Below are 14,069 nucleotides of genomic sequence, written 5' to 3' on the forward strand. Positions count from 1 at the left end.
GGGCTTCCAACTGGGAGCCCGACCGCGTTGCGCTTAGTTTGAGCTCCTGCCCATCCCGGGCGAACCACTGGCAAGGCTGCCAAAGGAGCTTCACATGAGCGACAACGAACTGGACATCGAACAAAGCGGCGTGGTCATCAACAACATCGTGACCGCCTTCGGCAAGGGCATGTCCCAGGCCAATCGCAACGATATCCGCAACTGCCTGCATTACTGCAACCTGGCCGCCGACAAGGCCCACCCCGATGATGACAAGGGCACCGCATGGTACCGGGTGTTCACTTCGGCGCTCAAAAGCTTCGCTTTCTTCGAGATCCGCGACAAGGACGAACGCCTGACCGTCGACAGCACGGCCGTGACCCTGGACGGCGTGGCGGTGAATCTCATCGCCAAGGCCGTGGGCGGGGCTGCCTCGGCCGGTATCCAGGCGGCGACGGTACTGCCCCTGATCGGCGACGCGCTGGCCGGGCTGAAACGCGACGACAATGCTGCCAATCTGTTCAAGGACAAGTCGCGCCGCCACAACGGTGCCCTGTTCGTGGTGGCCGCCTGCGTCGAATCCGAGCAAGGCGACGTGTACATGGCGCTGGGGGTGGTGGGCAGCCGCGAGGCAACCACCAACACCCAGTTGCTGTTCGGCAACTATCAGTCGAACTCGACCAGCACCTACGGCGCCAGCACCCTCCTGGGTTTCAACCCCTCGGTGTATGCGCGCATCCGCGAGGACGTGCTGGTCAAACTAGGTGACAAGGCCGTGGGGGCGTTCGCCGAGTTCCCGATCTGACGAATGCGTGACGCGGTGGGAGTGGCCCCGCGACCCCGCAGGCCGGATCACCGGCTTGCAAACTGCGCCCGCTCCCACTTCCGGTTTCAATCCCGAATATGGATCCCCCTATGGAAGCGAACCTCACCGTTGTCGCCGGCGCCCTGCTGGTGACCGATCCCGGTGCCAAGGCCCGAGACGATGTGCTGGGCTTGAGCCTCTACGCCCAGCTGGCTGCCGACAAGAAAGGCAGCACTGCCGCCCCCCCATTCACTCGTCATGACGATCCGGTCTCCTGGCATCGCCACAACACCGCCGCTTTGAAAAACTTCGGCATGCTGCTGCCGGCCACCGATGAGCTGGCATTCACAGCCTTGCCTGGCGAAGTCAGGACCCTGGTGCAGTGGCTCGAACTGCAGCCCTCATCAGCACCGGCGCAAGCCTTGCTGCAACTGGCTCGATTGCCCGAGGACGACAAGGCCTTGCAGCGCCTGCAAAGCCGCATCCTCGCGCACGACGCTACCGGCAGCCGTCTGACGCTGTTGCTGCAATGCCTGAGCGGGGAGGGCAGCTTCGAGAGCTGGTTCGTCACCCTGCACACCGCGCAACCGCTTGGGCCCAACGTCTTCAGTCAGCCCATCGACGGCGGTTCGCTGCTGTGCGAAGTGCATATCAGCCATCGAGCTGGACGCTTGGGGCCCGGCCATGGCCAGTTCCGTACCCTGCTGGCGCAGAAGATCGAGGCGGTGCGCCAGGCCAATGTGCTGACAATCGATAACCCCCAGACTACAGGTGATACCCCATGAGCAAAGACCATCAGCCCGCGGCTTCGATGTTGAGCTCGGTCGCCACGTTCGTTGCCGGCATGTCGGCGGATGACAAACGTGACATCAGTGACATGCTGCGCCAGGCGGATATTTTCGCCAGCACAACCTGGCGACGCCACGATCATTTCTCCCAATGGATGGACTACCACGACAGTCGACTGGTCAAGCATGGCTGCACCAAGCTCGGGCCGCTGTTCATGGACCCGCTGTTCATCAAAAGTGCCGAGGATCTCCAGAAACCCTTCGCCTTGAAGATGTTCAGCGTGCGTGAGTCGCTAAAGCTCAGGGACTTGACCATCGAAGCGCTGAACCAGTCCGGCTATCGCGACTTCTGTATCGAGTTCATCAAACACGGCTCGGCGCGCAGCGTGCTGACCGCGAACCAGACCGTGCCATGCATGGCCAACCCTGAGGGCGGCGTCAGCCTGATGGTCTGTGGCCTGCAGGCCGTGGGCAAGTTGACGCACGATGGCAGTCGAGAAGTCGTGCTGCGGATCAAGGGCGGTGAGTACATCTTCAACGCCGGGCAATACGCCAAATGGAGAGAGGAGGTGCACAGCCATCTGCTTCGCTATGGGCAACAGCAGCTCAAGCATATCGAGCTGTAGGCCGGTCCTTCAGGAGCTTTGCAGCATCCGCGCTTCGCGCTCGCTGACCCAATGCTCGATCAGCTCGCGCAGCTGCGACAACTCGATCGGCTTGGCCATGTGGCCGTCCATGCCGGCCTGACGCGCACGTTCCTTGTGTTCGGCAAGAATGTGCGCGGTCAGTGCCACGACCGGCGTACGGATGCGCTGGGTGCCGACCTCCCAGGCGCGCAGCTGCTGGGTCGCGCTGAAGCCATCGAGAATTGGCATTTCACAATCCATCAACACCAGATCGTAGCGCTGCGCCTTCATGGCGCGAAGCGCCTCCTCGCCATTGCTGGCGGTGTCGGGTTCCAGGTTGAGCTTGCCGAGCATGCCGCGGATCACCTTGGTGGAGATGTTGTTGTCTTCGGCCACCAGGATGCGGAAGTCGCTGGGCACATGGATCGCCGGCACGGCAACCGTCGGCGCCAGGTAGGCCGATTCACCCTTGCCCCGTTGCATCAACTCGTCGGCCAGGGTAGTGCGCAGGGTGTAGCCGGCCACCGGCTTGGCGAGGATGCGCTTGACCCCCGAATTGCGCGCGATGATCTTGCTTGGCGCATTGCTGATGCCGGTGAGCATGATCAATAGAATGTCGTGGTTCAGGCTCGGGTCTTCCTTGATCTTGGCCGCTAGCTGCATGCCGGTCATGCCCGGCATGTTCTGGTCCAGCAGCACCACATCGAAATAATCGCGCAGGTGCGCCTTGGTGCGCAGCAGCGCCAGCGCTTCCTTGCCCGAGGGCACCGCGCTGACGTTCAGGCCCCAGGCGGTGCACTGCTGCACCAGCACCTTGCGGCAGGTCTCGTTGTCGTCCACCACCAACACACGGGCGCCGCGCAGCGGGCCGTCGAGGTCGGCCGGCGGATGCTCGAGGCGTTGCGGGTCCAGCGGCAGGGTCAGCCAGAAGGTACTGCCTTGCTCGCCAGCTTTAGCATTGGCGCCCTTGCCGCCTGCGGCGCCGCTGTTGATGCCGAAGTCGCCTTTCATCAGCAGCACCAGCTGCCGGGCGATGACCAGGCCCAGGTGTCCGCCCAGACGGTTGCTGGCCAGCAGGTCCTTGCTTTGCAGCTCGGTGTGCAGCAAGGCCTCGCGTTCGGCGGCGGGTAGCGGCTCGCCGCTGTCCTGCACGCTGATGCGCAGGCGAGGCTCGCCAGGTCGCGAGTCGAGAGCGACGGCCAGCAGGATTTCGCCGTGATCGGTTTTTTTCAGCGCGTTGTCCAGCAGGTTGAGCAGGGTCTGGCGCAGGCGCGTGGGGTCGCCGCTGATCACTCGTGGCACTTGCGGCTGGGTGAAGCTGATCAGCTCGACGTTTTGCTGCTCGGCCTTGGCGCGAAAGATGTTCAGGCAGTCTTCGAGCAGCGCGCTGAGGTCGAACTGCACGTCGTCCAGCTCGATCTGCCCGGACTCGATCCGCGAGATGTCGAGGATCTCGTTGATCAGCCCGAGCAGTTCGTTGCCGGCGCTGTGGATGGTCTGCACGTAGTCGCGCTGCTTGACCGACAGCGGCGTGCCCAGCAACAGTTCGGTCATGCCCAGCACGCCGTTCATCGGGGTGCGGATTTCATGGCTGAGCTTGGCCAGAAACTCGGCCTTGGCGTTGATTTCGGCGGTGCTGGCGGCCAGGTCGCGGCTGGCGCTGAAACGCGTTTCACGCAGTTCGCGCAGCCGTTCGCTGAGGGCCATGTTGAGCAGCACGCCGCTCAAGGTGACCATTGCGAGCAGGGCGAAGATCAGCCACTGTGCCGGGATGCGGGTCAGCCAGATAAGAGCCGGAAGCATCAGCAGAAAGCCGATGTTGCAGATCGCCAGGCCCCAGGTGAACAACCGCGCCGGCTGGTAGCCGCGCTGCCAGTGCCAGCCGGCGACGACCAGCATCAGCAGCGTATTGAAGGCGATCAGGGCATAGGTCAGCAGGTTCATCGGCAGCGCGCTGACGAACAGCATGAGCAGGCCGCAGACCACGCTCAGGGCAATGGCCGCCTGCAACACCCGATCGCGCACGCGGCTGGCCAGCGGGGCGAAGAAGCGCTGGGTGAACACCAGTGCGCACAGCGAGGCGAGCAGGGCCACCAGGTACGCCGCCGGCGTTTGCGCGGTGTGCCAGGCCGTGACCCAAGGGCCGGAAAGATTGAGCAGGATCAGTGCGCAGAGCACGATCATCAGCTGCGTGGCAGCCAGCCACAGGCTGCTGTTGGAGCGTGCGGCGCTGTAGCGCATCAGGTTGTGGAAGATCAGCATGGCTGCCGCACCCAGCAGCAACCCGAACAGCAGCGGCTGGCGCTGGTCGGCGGCGGCGACGATGGCCGGCTGCAGGCTGATGGCGGGGCGCAGCTGGTGCTGGGAAACGATGCGCAGGTAGATGTCCAGTGGCCGATCACTGATCGGCAGGGCCAGCAGGTGGGCGCTGTTGGACAGGCGCGGGGCGCTTTCGGCGCTGCCGGCACCGCTGCGGATCTGCTGCAGCACGCGCTCGCCATCGAGGGCGTACAGGTCCAGGTGCAACAGGTCGGGGGCGAACACCCTGAGCAACTGCTCATGAGGCTCTGGCTGCAAGCGGTAATGCAACCAGAGGGCGCCGCTGGGGTCGGCGGCGTTGACGTTGCCCAGCTGGATGGGGGCGAACTGGTTCTGGAAGCGCTCGGAGCGTACGTCGCCGAGCTGCAGGGTGGCATCGTCGTCGACAAGCACCGACCAGCCGCTACCCTGCTCGGCGTGTGCGCACAGCACAAACAGCAGGATGAACAGCCCGATCAATGATCTTGTGGCAGTCCTGAGCCAGCCCACGGCGAAATCCCTTCGTAGATGAATGCCTGAGTATAACTACGCATTGCATGCCAGCGTAACCCGGGGGCCGAACGGCGCGGGTTACGCACGGCTGGCCGACGGGTTACTGCAGCTCCTGCTCGCGGGCGATGGCGCGGTAGCCGATGTCGCTGCGGTAGAAGCAGCCCTGCCAGTCGATCTTGGCGGCCAGGGCATAGGCGTTCTGCTGCGCAGCGCCCACGGTTTCGCCAAGGGCGGTGGCGCAGAGGACCCGGCCACCGCTGGTCAGCACCTGGCCCTCCTTGAGGGTGGTACCGGCATGGAACACCTTGCCCGGCAGCTGCGCCGCCACGTCGAGGCCGCCGATCACGTCCGCCTTGCGGTAGTCGGCCGGGTAGCCGCCGGCAGCCAGCACCACGCCCAGGCTCGGCCGTGGGTCCCATTGCGCCTCGATCTTGTCGAGGGCCTGGGCCAGCGCCGCTTCCACCAGCAGCACCAGGCTCGATTGCAGACGCAGCATCACCGGCTGGGTTTCCGGATCGCCGAAGCGGCAGTTGAATTCGATGACCTTGGGGTTGCCGGCCTTGTCGATCATCAGACCGGCATAGAGGAAACCGGTGTAGACGTTGCCTTCCTCGGCCATGCCGCGCACGGTCGGCCAGATCACCTGGTCCATGACCCGCTGGTGCACGTCGGCGGTGACCACCGGTGCTGGCGAGTAGGCGCCCATGCCGCCGGTGTTCGGGCCGCTGTCGCCGTTGCCGACGCGCTTGTGGTCCTGGCTGGTGGCCATCGGCAGGACGTTCTTGCCGTCGACCATGACGATGAAGCTGGCTTCCTCGCCGTCGAGAAACTCTTCGATGACTACGCGCGAGCCGGCGTCGCCGAACGCGTTGCCGGCGAGCATGTCACGCACGGCGTCTTCGGCTTCGCCCAGAGTCATGGCGACGATCACGCCTTTGCCTGCAGCCAGGCCATCGGCCTTGATCACGATCGGGGCGCCTTTCTCGCGCAGGTAAGCCAGCGCCGGCTCGATCTCGGTGAAGTTCCGGTATTCGGCGGTAGGAATCTGGTGGCGTGCCAGGAAGTCCTTGGCGAACGCCTTGGAGCCTTCCAGCTGGGCCGCGCCTTTGGTTGGGCCGAAGCAGTCCAGGCCGCGGCTGCGGAACAGGTCGACGACGCCAGCCACCAGCGGCACTTCCGGGCCGACGATGGTCAGAGTGACATTTTTCTCGGCAAAGTCGGCCAGCTGCTCAATGGCCTGCACGTCGATGGCGACGTTCTCGCACTTGGCTTCAGTCGCGGTGCCGGCATTGCCCGGAGCGACGAAGACTTTCTGCACGCGCGGGTCTTGCGCCACTTTCCAGGCCAGGGCGTGCTCGCGGCCGCCGCTGCCGATGATCAATACGTTCATGTTCTATAACCTCGGTGGAGCTGAATGCTTGGGCGCACCGGCACCCGCTTTTGATCTTGCTGGACAACACAGGGTGGGAGGTCGCAATGAAGCGGGTAGATGCAAGGCGGAGTCGGTCTCGATGAGCGCAGTTGCCTTCTGGCAATGAGCATCAGCGGGATCGGCTCCAACGCAGCAGATACCGGCTTCAGTGCGGCCGTCGCCGATCAATGGCGGAAATGGCGCATACCGGTGAACACCATCGCGATGCCGGCTTCGTCCGCTGCCGCGATGACTTCGGCATCACGCATCGAGCCGCCGGGCTGGATCACCGCGGTGATGCCCACCTTGGCAGCGTTGTCGATACCGTCGCGGAACGGGAAGAAGGCGTCCGAGGCCATGACCGAGCCCTGCACTTGCAAGCCGGCGTGTTCGGCCTTGATCGCGGCGATGCGCGCCGAGTTGACGCGGCTCATCTGGCCGGCGCCGACGCCGATGGTCTGGCGATTGCGCGCATAGACGATGGCGTTGGACTTGACGTATTTGGCGACTTTCCAGGCAAAGATCAGGTCGTGAATTTCCTGTTCGCTCGGGGCGCGTTGGGTGACCACTTTCAGGTCGTCGGCGCCGATCATGCCGATGTCACGGCTCTGCACCAGCAGGCCGCCGTTGACGCGCTTGTAGTCCCAGGCCGCAGCGCGGTCCCGGGACCACTCGCCGCAGGCCAACAGGCGCACGTTGGCCTTGGCGGCAACGATGGCGCGGGCCTCGTCACTGACGCTCGGGGCGATGATCACTTCGACGAATTGGCGCTCGACGATGGCCTTGGCCGTCTCGGCGTCCAGCTCGCGGTTGAAGGCGATGATGCCGCCGAAGGCCGACTCGGTGTCGGTGGCGTAGGCCAGTTCGTAGGCCTGGCGGATGCCGCCCTCGGCGTCCGGGCTGACGGCCACGCCGCACGGGTTGGCATGCTTGACGATGACGCAGGCCGGCTTGACGAAGCTCTTCACGCATTCCAGCGCGGCGTCGGTGTCGGCCACGTTGTTGTATGACAGCTCCTTGCCCTGCAGCTGCACGGCGGTGGCGATACCCACTTCAGCGGGCTTGGCTTCCACGTAGAACGCTGCCTTCTGGTGCGGGTTCTCGCCGTAGCGCATTTCCTGGGCCTTGATGAACTGGCTGTTGAAGGTGCGTGGGAATTCGCCGCGCGCTTCGGTGCTCAGGGTCTCGGCAGTCTGGTCCAGGGTGCCGAAGTAGTTGGCGATCATGCCGTCGTAGGCGCTGGTGTGCTCGAACGCCTTGAGCATCAGGTCAAAGCGCTGGGCGTAGGTCAGGCCGCCGCTCTTGAGGCCTGCAAGAACGCTCGCGTAGTCGCTGGCATTGACCACGATGGCCACATCCTTGTGGTTCTTGGCCGCCGAGCGGACCATGGTCGGGCCGCCGATATCGATGTTCTCGACGGCGGTGGCCAGGTCGCAGCCGGGCTTGGCCACGGTGGCTTCGAACGGGTAGAGATTGACCGCCACCAGGTCGATCGGCTTGATGCCGTGTTCGTTCATGATGGCGTCGTCGGTGCCGCGACGACCGAGGATGCCGCCGTGGATCTTCGGATGCAGGGTCTTGACCCGGCCGTCCATCATTTCCGCGAAGCCGGTGTAGTCCGCCACTTCAACCGCAGCGATCGAGTTGTCGCGCAGCAGCTTGAAAGTGCCGCCGGTGGAGAGGATCTCGACGCCGAGGGCCTCCAGTTCACGGGCGAATTCAACGATCCCGGTCTTGTCGGATACGCTGATGAGGGCGCGGCGGATCGGCAGGCGGGTGGTCTGATCGGTCATCTCGATTTCCATCTAGAGCAGAAAAATCAACAAAAAAGGCGAACCCTGGGGTCGCCTTTTCTGGTGTGGATTGGGGCTTACAGCAGATCGTACTGCTTGAGCTTCTTGCGCAGCGTACCGCGGTTCAAGCCCAGCATTTCGCTGGCCTTGGTCTGGTTGCCCTTGACGTAGTTCATCACGCTTTCGAGCAGCGGCGCCTCGACTTCCGAGAGCACCAGGTTGTAGACGTCCGTGACGGCCGCGCCTTCAAGGTGCGCGAAATAGTTGTGCAGCGCCTTCTCCACACTGCCGCGCAGGGTCTGACCCTCTTCGCTCGGCGTGTTCAGGTGCTGTTTCAGGTTGACGTTGTCGCTCACGGGCGTTGTTCCACTCACTAAAGTCTCAGTCATCATCGTCATGCGGCCACACCCTCTGCGTCCCTTGTCACCAGGCTCTCATGGCGTTCGCTGAAAAACTGGCGAACGTTGGCGCATTGCTCTTGTGTCTCTGCCAAACGATTGAAGTGGCTGCGGAACTCCTTGGCCCCAGGCAGCGTGGCCAGGTACCAGCCGACATGCTTGCGGGCAATACGAACGCCCATCACCTCGCCATAAAAGGCGTGCAATGCGCCAAGATGCTCCAGCAGGATGTCTTCCACTTCAGTCAGCTGCGGCGCGGGCAGCAACTGCCCGGTTTGCAGGTAATGCTGGATCTCGCGAAAGATCCATGGCCGCCCTTGGGCGGCCCGGCCAATCAACAAACCGTCCACGCCCGTGGCATCCAGCACGGTCCGGGCCTTTTGCGGTGAGTCGATGTCGCCGTTGGCGAACACCGGTATCGACACCGCCTGCTTGATCGCGGCAATGGTGTCGTACTCGGCTTCGCCGGTGTACAGGTCCGCGCGTGTCCGGCCGTGCACTGCCAGGGCAGTGATGCCGGCTTGCTCGGCAATCTTTGCAACGGTGATGCCATTCTTGTTGCTGCGGTCCCAACCGGTGCGAATTTTCAAGGTCACCGGCACATCCACCGCCGCTACGACGGCGTGGAGAATCTCTTCGACCAGCGCTTCATCCTTCAGCAGGGCGGAGCCGGCGGCCTTGTTGCAGACTTTCTTGGCCGGGCAACCCATGTTGATGTCGATGATCTGCGCGCCCATCTCGACGTTGGCCCGTGCCGCCGCCGCCAGCATCTGCGCATCGCCCCCGGCGATCTGCACCGAGCGTGGCTCGGGATCGCCTTCGTGGAGCATGCGCAGACGCGACTTGCGGGTGTTCCACAGGCTCATGTCACTGCTGACCATTTCCGACACCACCAGCCCGGCGCCGAGCCGTTTGCACAGTTGACGGAAAGGTTGGTCGGTGACGCCCGCCATCGGGGCGAGAATCAGCGAGTTCTGCAGTGTATATGGGCCGATGCGTACCGCCGACATAGGAGTTCCCTGTTGTGGGGGGCCGATCTTGGGAGTTCGAAAAAGGGATCGCATAATACCCGCTCTCGATGACCGGATAAAGATCGATTTGGATAAAATCTGAACAGTTATTGGCTTATAACCAGTCGGGCAACTGTGTGCCCGATGGATCCGCTGCGCCGGGTTGGCTAATCCGGCGAACGGAAGCTGAGGCTGTAATTCACAGCCTTGGGGCCGGGGTCGAGGATATCCAGGGCAATGTGGATGGGCGTCTGCGGGGGCATTTCCGCCTGGCCGGTCAGGTCGCCGCCCAGGTATTCACCCGGTTTGAAGCGACGACTGGCGATCAGCGCGCCGTTGATGTCGGCGAAACGCAGTTCCAGCAGCGGGAACGGCTGGGCGAAGGTCGCACGGTTGTAGATGATTGCGTCCACCACCAGCGCGCCGCTGAAGTCCGGATGGCTGCGCACTACCAGATTGCTGCTCTTGATCAGTGCGATATCCACCTTGGACGGCACCTTGCAGCCTAATTGCGGGCACAGCTGCTCGAACCAGGGGCGGTATTCGTCCTGGCGGGCCAGCTGGTCGAAGTGGTAGCCGATGTACTGGCCGGCCAGGCCCAGCACCGCCACCAATGATAGAGCAGCCCACAGCAGGCGCTTGCTCCAGCCGCTTTTGGGTTTTTCCCAAACGTACTGCGGCGGGTCCTCGAGCAGATCGTCGAGCATCGGGTCGTGGCGCAGCGAGGGTTCGCTGCGCTGGGGCTGGGGTTTGTCGCTGATTCGCGGGGCGCTTGGCGGCGGCTCGTGCTCGACCACCGAAGCCAGCGGTGGGTCGATGTCGTGGGCCAGCTCGGGCTCGGCGCCATGGCCATGGCCATCGTCATCCGGCGCGGTGTAGAACGCGTCAGGCCACAGGGCATCGTCCTGCGGATCTTCACGGCTGGCACTGAGGTCGTCGTTGCGTGGCGAATGCTGGCGCTCGAGGTTGCCCAGGTCGACGTCGCTGCTGCTGCGCCATTGCCGGGGGCTGCCGCTGGGGTCGGCCGCAGGCTCGGCAGCGGGGGCGGGCATTGGCGTGGGCGCCAACACCGCTTCGACCGGCATGGCCGCCAGCGGCGGGTTCTGCCGCGCGGCACTCTGTTCGAGCAGCTGGCGGGCGGCGTTGAACACCTGCAGGCACGAGCCGCAACGCACGGCCCCGCGCGCCACGCTCAACTGATTGTGGCTGACCCGGAAGCTGGTCTGGCAATGAGGGCACTGGGTGACGAAGCTGTCGGTCATGCGCGGGTCCGGATTATGCAGACGGCTATTCTAGGCGCTCTTGGCGACGACGACCACTGATGCGCACCCAGCCTTCGCGGTTGGCGATGGGGTCCAGTTCGAAGTCGGCGGCGTAGGCGGCGGCGACTTCCTCGCCCTGCTCGGCAAGGATGCCGGACAACGCCAGCAGGCCGCCCGGACGCACCAGGCCGCTGAGCTGCGGCGCCAGGCTGACCAGCGGGCCGGCGAGGATGTTGGCCACCAGCACGTCGGCCTGCATGGCCGGCAGGTGTTCTGGCAGGTACAGCGCCAGGCGCTCGTCGGCGATGCCGTTGCGCCCGGCGTTGTCGCGTGATGCTTCCAGGGCCTGCACGTCGATGTCGGTACCGACTGCCGTACGGGCGCCCAGCAGCAGGGCGGCGATGGCCAGAATCCCCGAGCCGCAGCCAAAGTCGAGCACCTGGCTGTCCTGCAGGGCCTGGCCGTCCAGCCACTCCAGGCACAGGGCGGTGGTCGGGTGGGTGCCGGTGCCAAAGGCCAGGCCCGGGTCCAGCAGCAGGTTCACGGCGCCGGGTTCAGGTGCGGCATGCCAGCTGGGCACGATCCACAGGCGTTGGCCGAAGCGCATGGGGTGAAAGTTGTCCATCCAGCTGCGTTCCCAGTCCTGATCCTCGATGACTTCGGCCTGGTGTTCCGGCAGTGGCGCGTCAGTGAGCAGCTGCAGGTGGGCGAACACGCTGTCGGCCTGGGTGTCGGCTTCGAACAGGGCCAGCAGATGGGTGTGCGACCACAGCGGCGTGGTGTTGAGGTCCGGCTCGAAGATCGGTTGATCCTCGGCGTCCATGAAGGTCACCGATACCGCGCCGACTTCCAGCAGCGCGTCTTCGTAGGTTTCAGCCTGTTCGGGGCTGATGGCGAGACGAACTTGAAGCCAGGGCATGGCGGGTACCTTCGAAGAAATCGGAAAGCGCGGGAGTTTACGTGAAGCGTGGGGGTTTGGCGATGCGCACGCCCTGTTGGCAATCTGGACGGGCAGCCGAACCCCAGGCACAAAAAAACCGGCCGGGGCCGGTTTTTTCGATGCGTCGCGACTTACTTCTCGCTGGCCAGCTTGTGCTCCAGGTAGTGGATGTTCACACCACCCTTGCAGAAGCCCTCATCGCGAACCAGGTCGCGGTGCAGCGGGATGTTGGTCTTGATGCCGTCGACCACGATCTCGTCCAGGGCATTGCGCATACGGGCCATGGCCTCGTCGCGGTCCTTGCCGTAGGTGATCAGCTTGCCGATCAGCGAGTCGTAGTTCGGCGGTACCGCATAGCCGCTGTACAGGTGCGAGTCAACGCGCACGCCGTTGCCGCCCGGGGCGTGGAAGTGCTTCACCGTGCCTGGGCTCGGGATGAAGCTGCGCGGGTCCTCGGCGTTGATCCGGCACTCCAGCGAGTGACCACGAATGACCACGTCTTCCTGGGTGTACGACAGCTTGTTGCCAGCGGCGATGCTGAGCATCTCCTTGACGATGTCGATACCGGTGACCATTTCCGACACCGGGTGCTCGACCTGGACGCGGGTGTTCATTTCGATGAAATAGAACCGACCGTTTTCGTACAGGAACTCGAAGGTGCCAGCGCCGCGATAGCCGATCTCGATGCACGCCTTGACGCAGCGGGCGAAGACTTCCTGGCGAGCGGTCTCGTCGATGCCGGGGGCCGGCGCTTCTTCGAGCACCTTCTGGTGGCGGCGCTGCAGCGAGCAGTCGCGGTCACCCAGGTGGATGGCGTGGCCCTGGCCGTCGGAGAGCACCTGCACTTCCACGTGGCGTGGGTTGGTGAGGAACTTCTCCAGGTAGACCATCGGGTTGCCGAACGCCGCGCCGGCTTCGGTACGGGTCAGCTTGGCCGAGGCGATCAGGTCTTCTTCCTTGTGCACCACGCGCATGCCGCGACCACCGCCGCCGCCAGCGGCCTTGATGATCACCGGGTAGCCGACTTCACGGCCGATGCGCAAGGCAGTTTCTTCGTCTTCGGGCAGCGGGCCGTCGGAGCCGGGTACGGTCGGTACGCCAGCAGCGATCATGGCGTGCTTGGCCGAAACCTTGTCGCCCATCAGGCGAATGGTGTCGGCTTTCGGGCCGATGAAGGCGAAGCCGGATTTTTCCACCTGCTCGGCGAAGTCGGCGTTCTCAGCCAAAAAGCCGTAGCCTGGGTGAATGGCGGTGGCGCCGGTCACTTCAGCGGCGGCGATGATCGCCGGGATGTGCAGGTAGGACAGGTTGGCAGGGGCCGGGCCGATGCAGACCGACTCGTCGGCCAGGCCCAGGTGCATCAGTTCCTTGTCCGCCTTGGAGTAGACGGCCACGGTCTTGATGCCCAGTTCCTTGCAAGCGCGCAAGATGCGCAGGGCGATCTCGCCGCGGTTGGCAATCAGGACTTTTTCCAACATCGCAGGCTCTCCGCTGGTCAAACGATGGTGAACAGCGGCTGGTCGTACTCAACCGGCTGACCGTCTTCTACCAGGATCGATTCAATCACACCGCTGGTTTCAGCTTCGATGTGGTTCATCATTTTCATCGCTTCGACGATGCACAGGGTGTCGCCTTTCTTCACGGTCTGGCCGACTTCAACGAAGGCCGGCGAGGCAGGGGAAGACTTGCGATAGAAGGTGCCGACCATCGGCGAGCGGGCCACAGTGCCGTTGAGCTTCGGCGCGGCTGGAGCTTCGGCGGCAGCGGCAGGGGCTGCGGCTGGAGCGGCGACCGGTGCAGCAACCGGTGCTGGCGCGTAGTACTGCTGGGCAGGGGTCTTGCTGTGGCGGCTGATCCGTACAGATTCTTCGCCTTCACGGATTTCCAGTTCGTCGATGCCGGACTCTTCCAGCAGCTCGATCAGTTTCTTGACTTTACGAATATCCATCAATCATCAACTCCCAAGGGTCGGTCAGGGGCGTTTAAGCAAGTTCATGCCTTGCCAGCGTGCCTGGCGGGCCAGCGGCCTGTAACCAGGCGCTGGCGCTGCGGCTGCGAATCACTTCAGCCGGCATGGGCCGGGCCGAAGTGACGGCGGAAATTTTTGCGTGGTGCCTGTGGTAAAACGGCACTTCGCTGAGTGGGATGCTCAACGGCGCTCGTGCGTCACGTTCTGCATGGCATCGATTGGGAAAATCGATTGGAGGATCGCCATTTTTAACTTTCCTCTTCGGCGTAGGGTTCGG

At 64.0% G+C, this 14,069-nt stretch carries 12 protein-coding genes; 3 read left to right on the forward strand and 9 right to left on the reverse strand.

Translation table 11 applies throughout. The annotated features are described in order from the left end of the window. The first annotated feature begins 94 nt into the window (after window positions 1–94). From SFA35_RS03590 to SFA35_RS03600, 3 genes are all read left to right on the forward strand, one after another. Window positions 95–784: a hypothetical protein gene (locus SFA35_RS03590; protein WP_320575273.1), complete on the forward strand. Its 690-nt coding sequence runs from the start codon at window positions 95–97 to the stop codon at window positions 782–784. A gap of 110 nt (window positions 785–894) precedes the next feature. Continuing rightward, entirely contained in the window at window positions 895–1,569 is a 675-nt protein-coding gene (locus SFA35_RS03595) for a hypothetical protein (RefSeq protein ID WP_320575275.1), read from the forward strand. Next, window positions 1,566–2,198 carry a hypothetical protein gene (locus SFA35_RS03600; protein ID WP_320575277.1) on the forward strand — a complete coding sequence of 211 codons (633 nt, stop codon included), beginning with the start codon at window positions 1,566–1,568 and terminating at the stop codon, window positions 2,196–2,198. The genes SFA35_RS03595 and SFA35_RS03600 overlap by 4 nt, the downstream gene beginning before the upstream one ends. 9 nt (window positions 2,199–2,207) lie before the next feature. Here SFA35_RS03600 and SFA35_RS03605 read toward each other — a convergent pair whose 3' ends face one another. From SFA35_RS03605 to accB, 9 genes are all read right to left on the reverse strand, one after another. Continuing rightward, window positions 2,208–5,006, reverse strand: a complete 2,799-nt coding sequence (locus SFA35_RS03605) for a response regulator (RefSeq protein WP_320575279.1) — start codon at window positions 5,004–5,006, stop codon at window positions 2,208–2,210. 103 nt (window positions 5,007–5,109) lie between these two features. Beyond that, window positions 5,110–6,399 (reverse strand): phosphoribosylamine--glycine ligase, encoded by a 1,290-nt coding sequence (gene purD, locus SFA35_RS03610; protein ID WP_320575281.1) that lies wholly within the window; start codon window positions 6,397–6,399, stop codon window positions 5,110–5,112. Between the two features lie 206 nt (window positions 6,400–6,605). Further along, a complete protein-coding gene (purH, locus tag SFA35_RS03615) occupies window positions 6,606–8,213 on the reverse strand; it encodes a bifunctional phosphoribosylaminoimidazolecarboxamide formyltransferase/IMP cyclohydrolase (RefSeq protein WP_320575283.1) in 1,608 nt (535 codons plus the stop codon). A 77-nt stretch (window positions 8,214–8,290) separates the two neighbouring features. After that, entirely contained in the window at window positions 8,291–8,611 is a 321-nt protein-coding gene (fis, locus tag SFA35_RS03620; protein WP_008368706.1) for a DNA-binding transcriptional regulator Fis, read from the reverse strand. Then, the gene (dusB, locus tag SFA35_RS03625; RefSeq protein WP_320575286.1) at window positions 8,608–9,621 is read right to left on the reverse strand and encodes a tRNA dihydrouridine synthase DusB; all 1,014 of its coding nucleotides are present in this window, start codon (window positions 9,619–9,621) and stop codon (window positions 8,608–8,610) included. Before dusB ends, fis begins: the two co-directional genes overlap by 4 nt. 167 nt (window positions 9,622–9,788) lie before the next feature. Continuing rightward, complete coding sequence (locus SFA35_RS03630; RefSeq protein ID WP_320575288.1) at window positions 9,789–10,883, reverse strand: DUF3426 domain-containing protein; 1,095 nt, start codon at window positions 10,881–10,883, stop codon at window positions 9,789–9,791. A gap of 25 nt (window positions 10,884–10,908) precedes the next feature. Then, complete coding sequence (gene prmA, locus SFA35_RS03635; RefSeq protein WP_320575290.1) at window positions 10,909–11,802, reverse strand: 50S ribosomal protein L11 methyltransferase; 894 nt, start codon at window positions 11,800–11,802, stop codon at window positions 10,909–10,911. Between the two features lie 152 nt (window positions 11,803–11,954). Beyond that, on the reverse strand, window positions 11,955–13,301 hold the full coding sequence (gene accC, locus SFA35_RS03640; protein ID WP_320575293.1) for an acetyl-CoA carboxylase biotin carboxylase subunit: 1,347 nt from the start codon (window positions 13,299–13,301) through the stop codon (window positions 11,955–11,957). 17 nt (window positions 13,302–13,318) lie between these two features. Continuing rightward, window positions 13,319–13,771, reverse strand: a complete 453-nt coding sequence (gene accB, locus SFA35_RS03645) for an acetyl-CoA carboxylase biotin carboxyl carrier protein (RefSeq protein ID WP_320575295.1) — start codon at window positions 13,769–13,771, stop codon at window positions 13,319–13,321. Window positions 13,772–14,069 lie beyond the last annotated feature (298 nt).

It is taken from the genome of Pseudomonas sp. HR96, from assembly GCF_034059295.1.
Taxonomy (GTDB): domain Bacteria; phylum Pseudomonadota; class Gammaproteobacteria; order Pseudomonadales; family Pseudomonadaceae; genus Aquipseudomonas.

Coding starts and splice junctions, on each gene's coding strand:
- SFA35_RS03590 (WP_320575273.1), top strand. CDS start 95: ATGAGCGACAACGAACTGGACATCGAACAAAGCGGCGTGGTCATCAAC.
- SFA35_RS03595 (WP_320575275.1), top strand. CDS start 895: ATGGAAGCGAACCTCACCGTTGTCGCCGGCGCCCTGCTGGTGACCGAT.
- SFA35_RS03600 (WP_320575277.1), top strand. CDS start 1,566: ATGAGCAAAGACCATCAGCCCGCGGCTTCGATGTTGAGCTCGGTCGCC.
- purD (WP_320575281.1), bottom strand. CDS start 6,399: ATGAACGTATTGATCATCGGCAGCGGCGGCCGCGAGCACGCCCTGGCC.
- purH (WP_320575283.1), bottom strand. CDS start 8,213: ATGACCGATCAGACCACCCGCCTGCCGATCCGCCGCGCCCTCATCAGC.
- fis (WP_008368706.1), bottom strand. CDS start 8,611: ATGACGATGATGACTGAGACTTTAGTGAGTGGAACAACGCCCGTGAGC.
- dusB (WP_320575286.1), bottom strand. CDS start 9,621: ATGTCGGCGGTACGCATCGGCCCATATACACTGCAGAACTCGCTGATT.
- SFA35_RS03630 (WP_320575288.1), bottom strand. CDS start 10,883: ATGACCGACAGCTTCGTCACCCAGTGCCCTCATTGCCAGACCAGCTTC.
- prmA (WP_320575290.1), bottom strand. CDS start 11,802: ATGCCCTGGCTTCAAGTTCGTCTCGCCATCAGCCCCGAACAGGCTGAA.
- accC (WP_320575293.1), bottom strand. CDS start 13,301: ATGTTGGAAAAAGTCCTGATTGCCAACCGCGGCGAGATCGCCCTGCGC.
- accB (WP_320575295.1), bottom strand. CDS start 13,771: ATGGATATTCGTAAAGTCAAGAAACTGATCGAGCTGCTGGAAGAGTCC.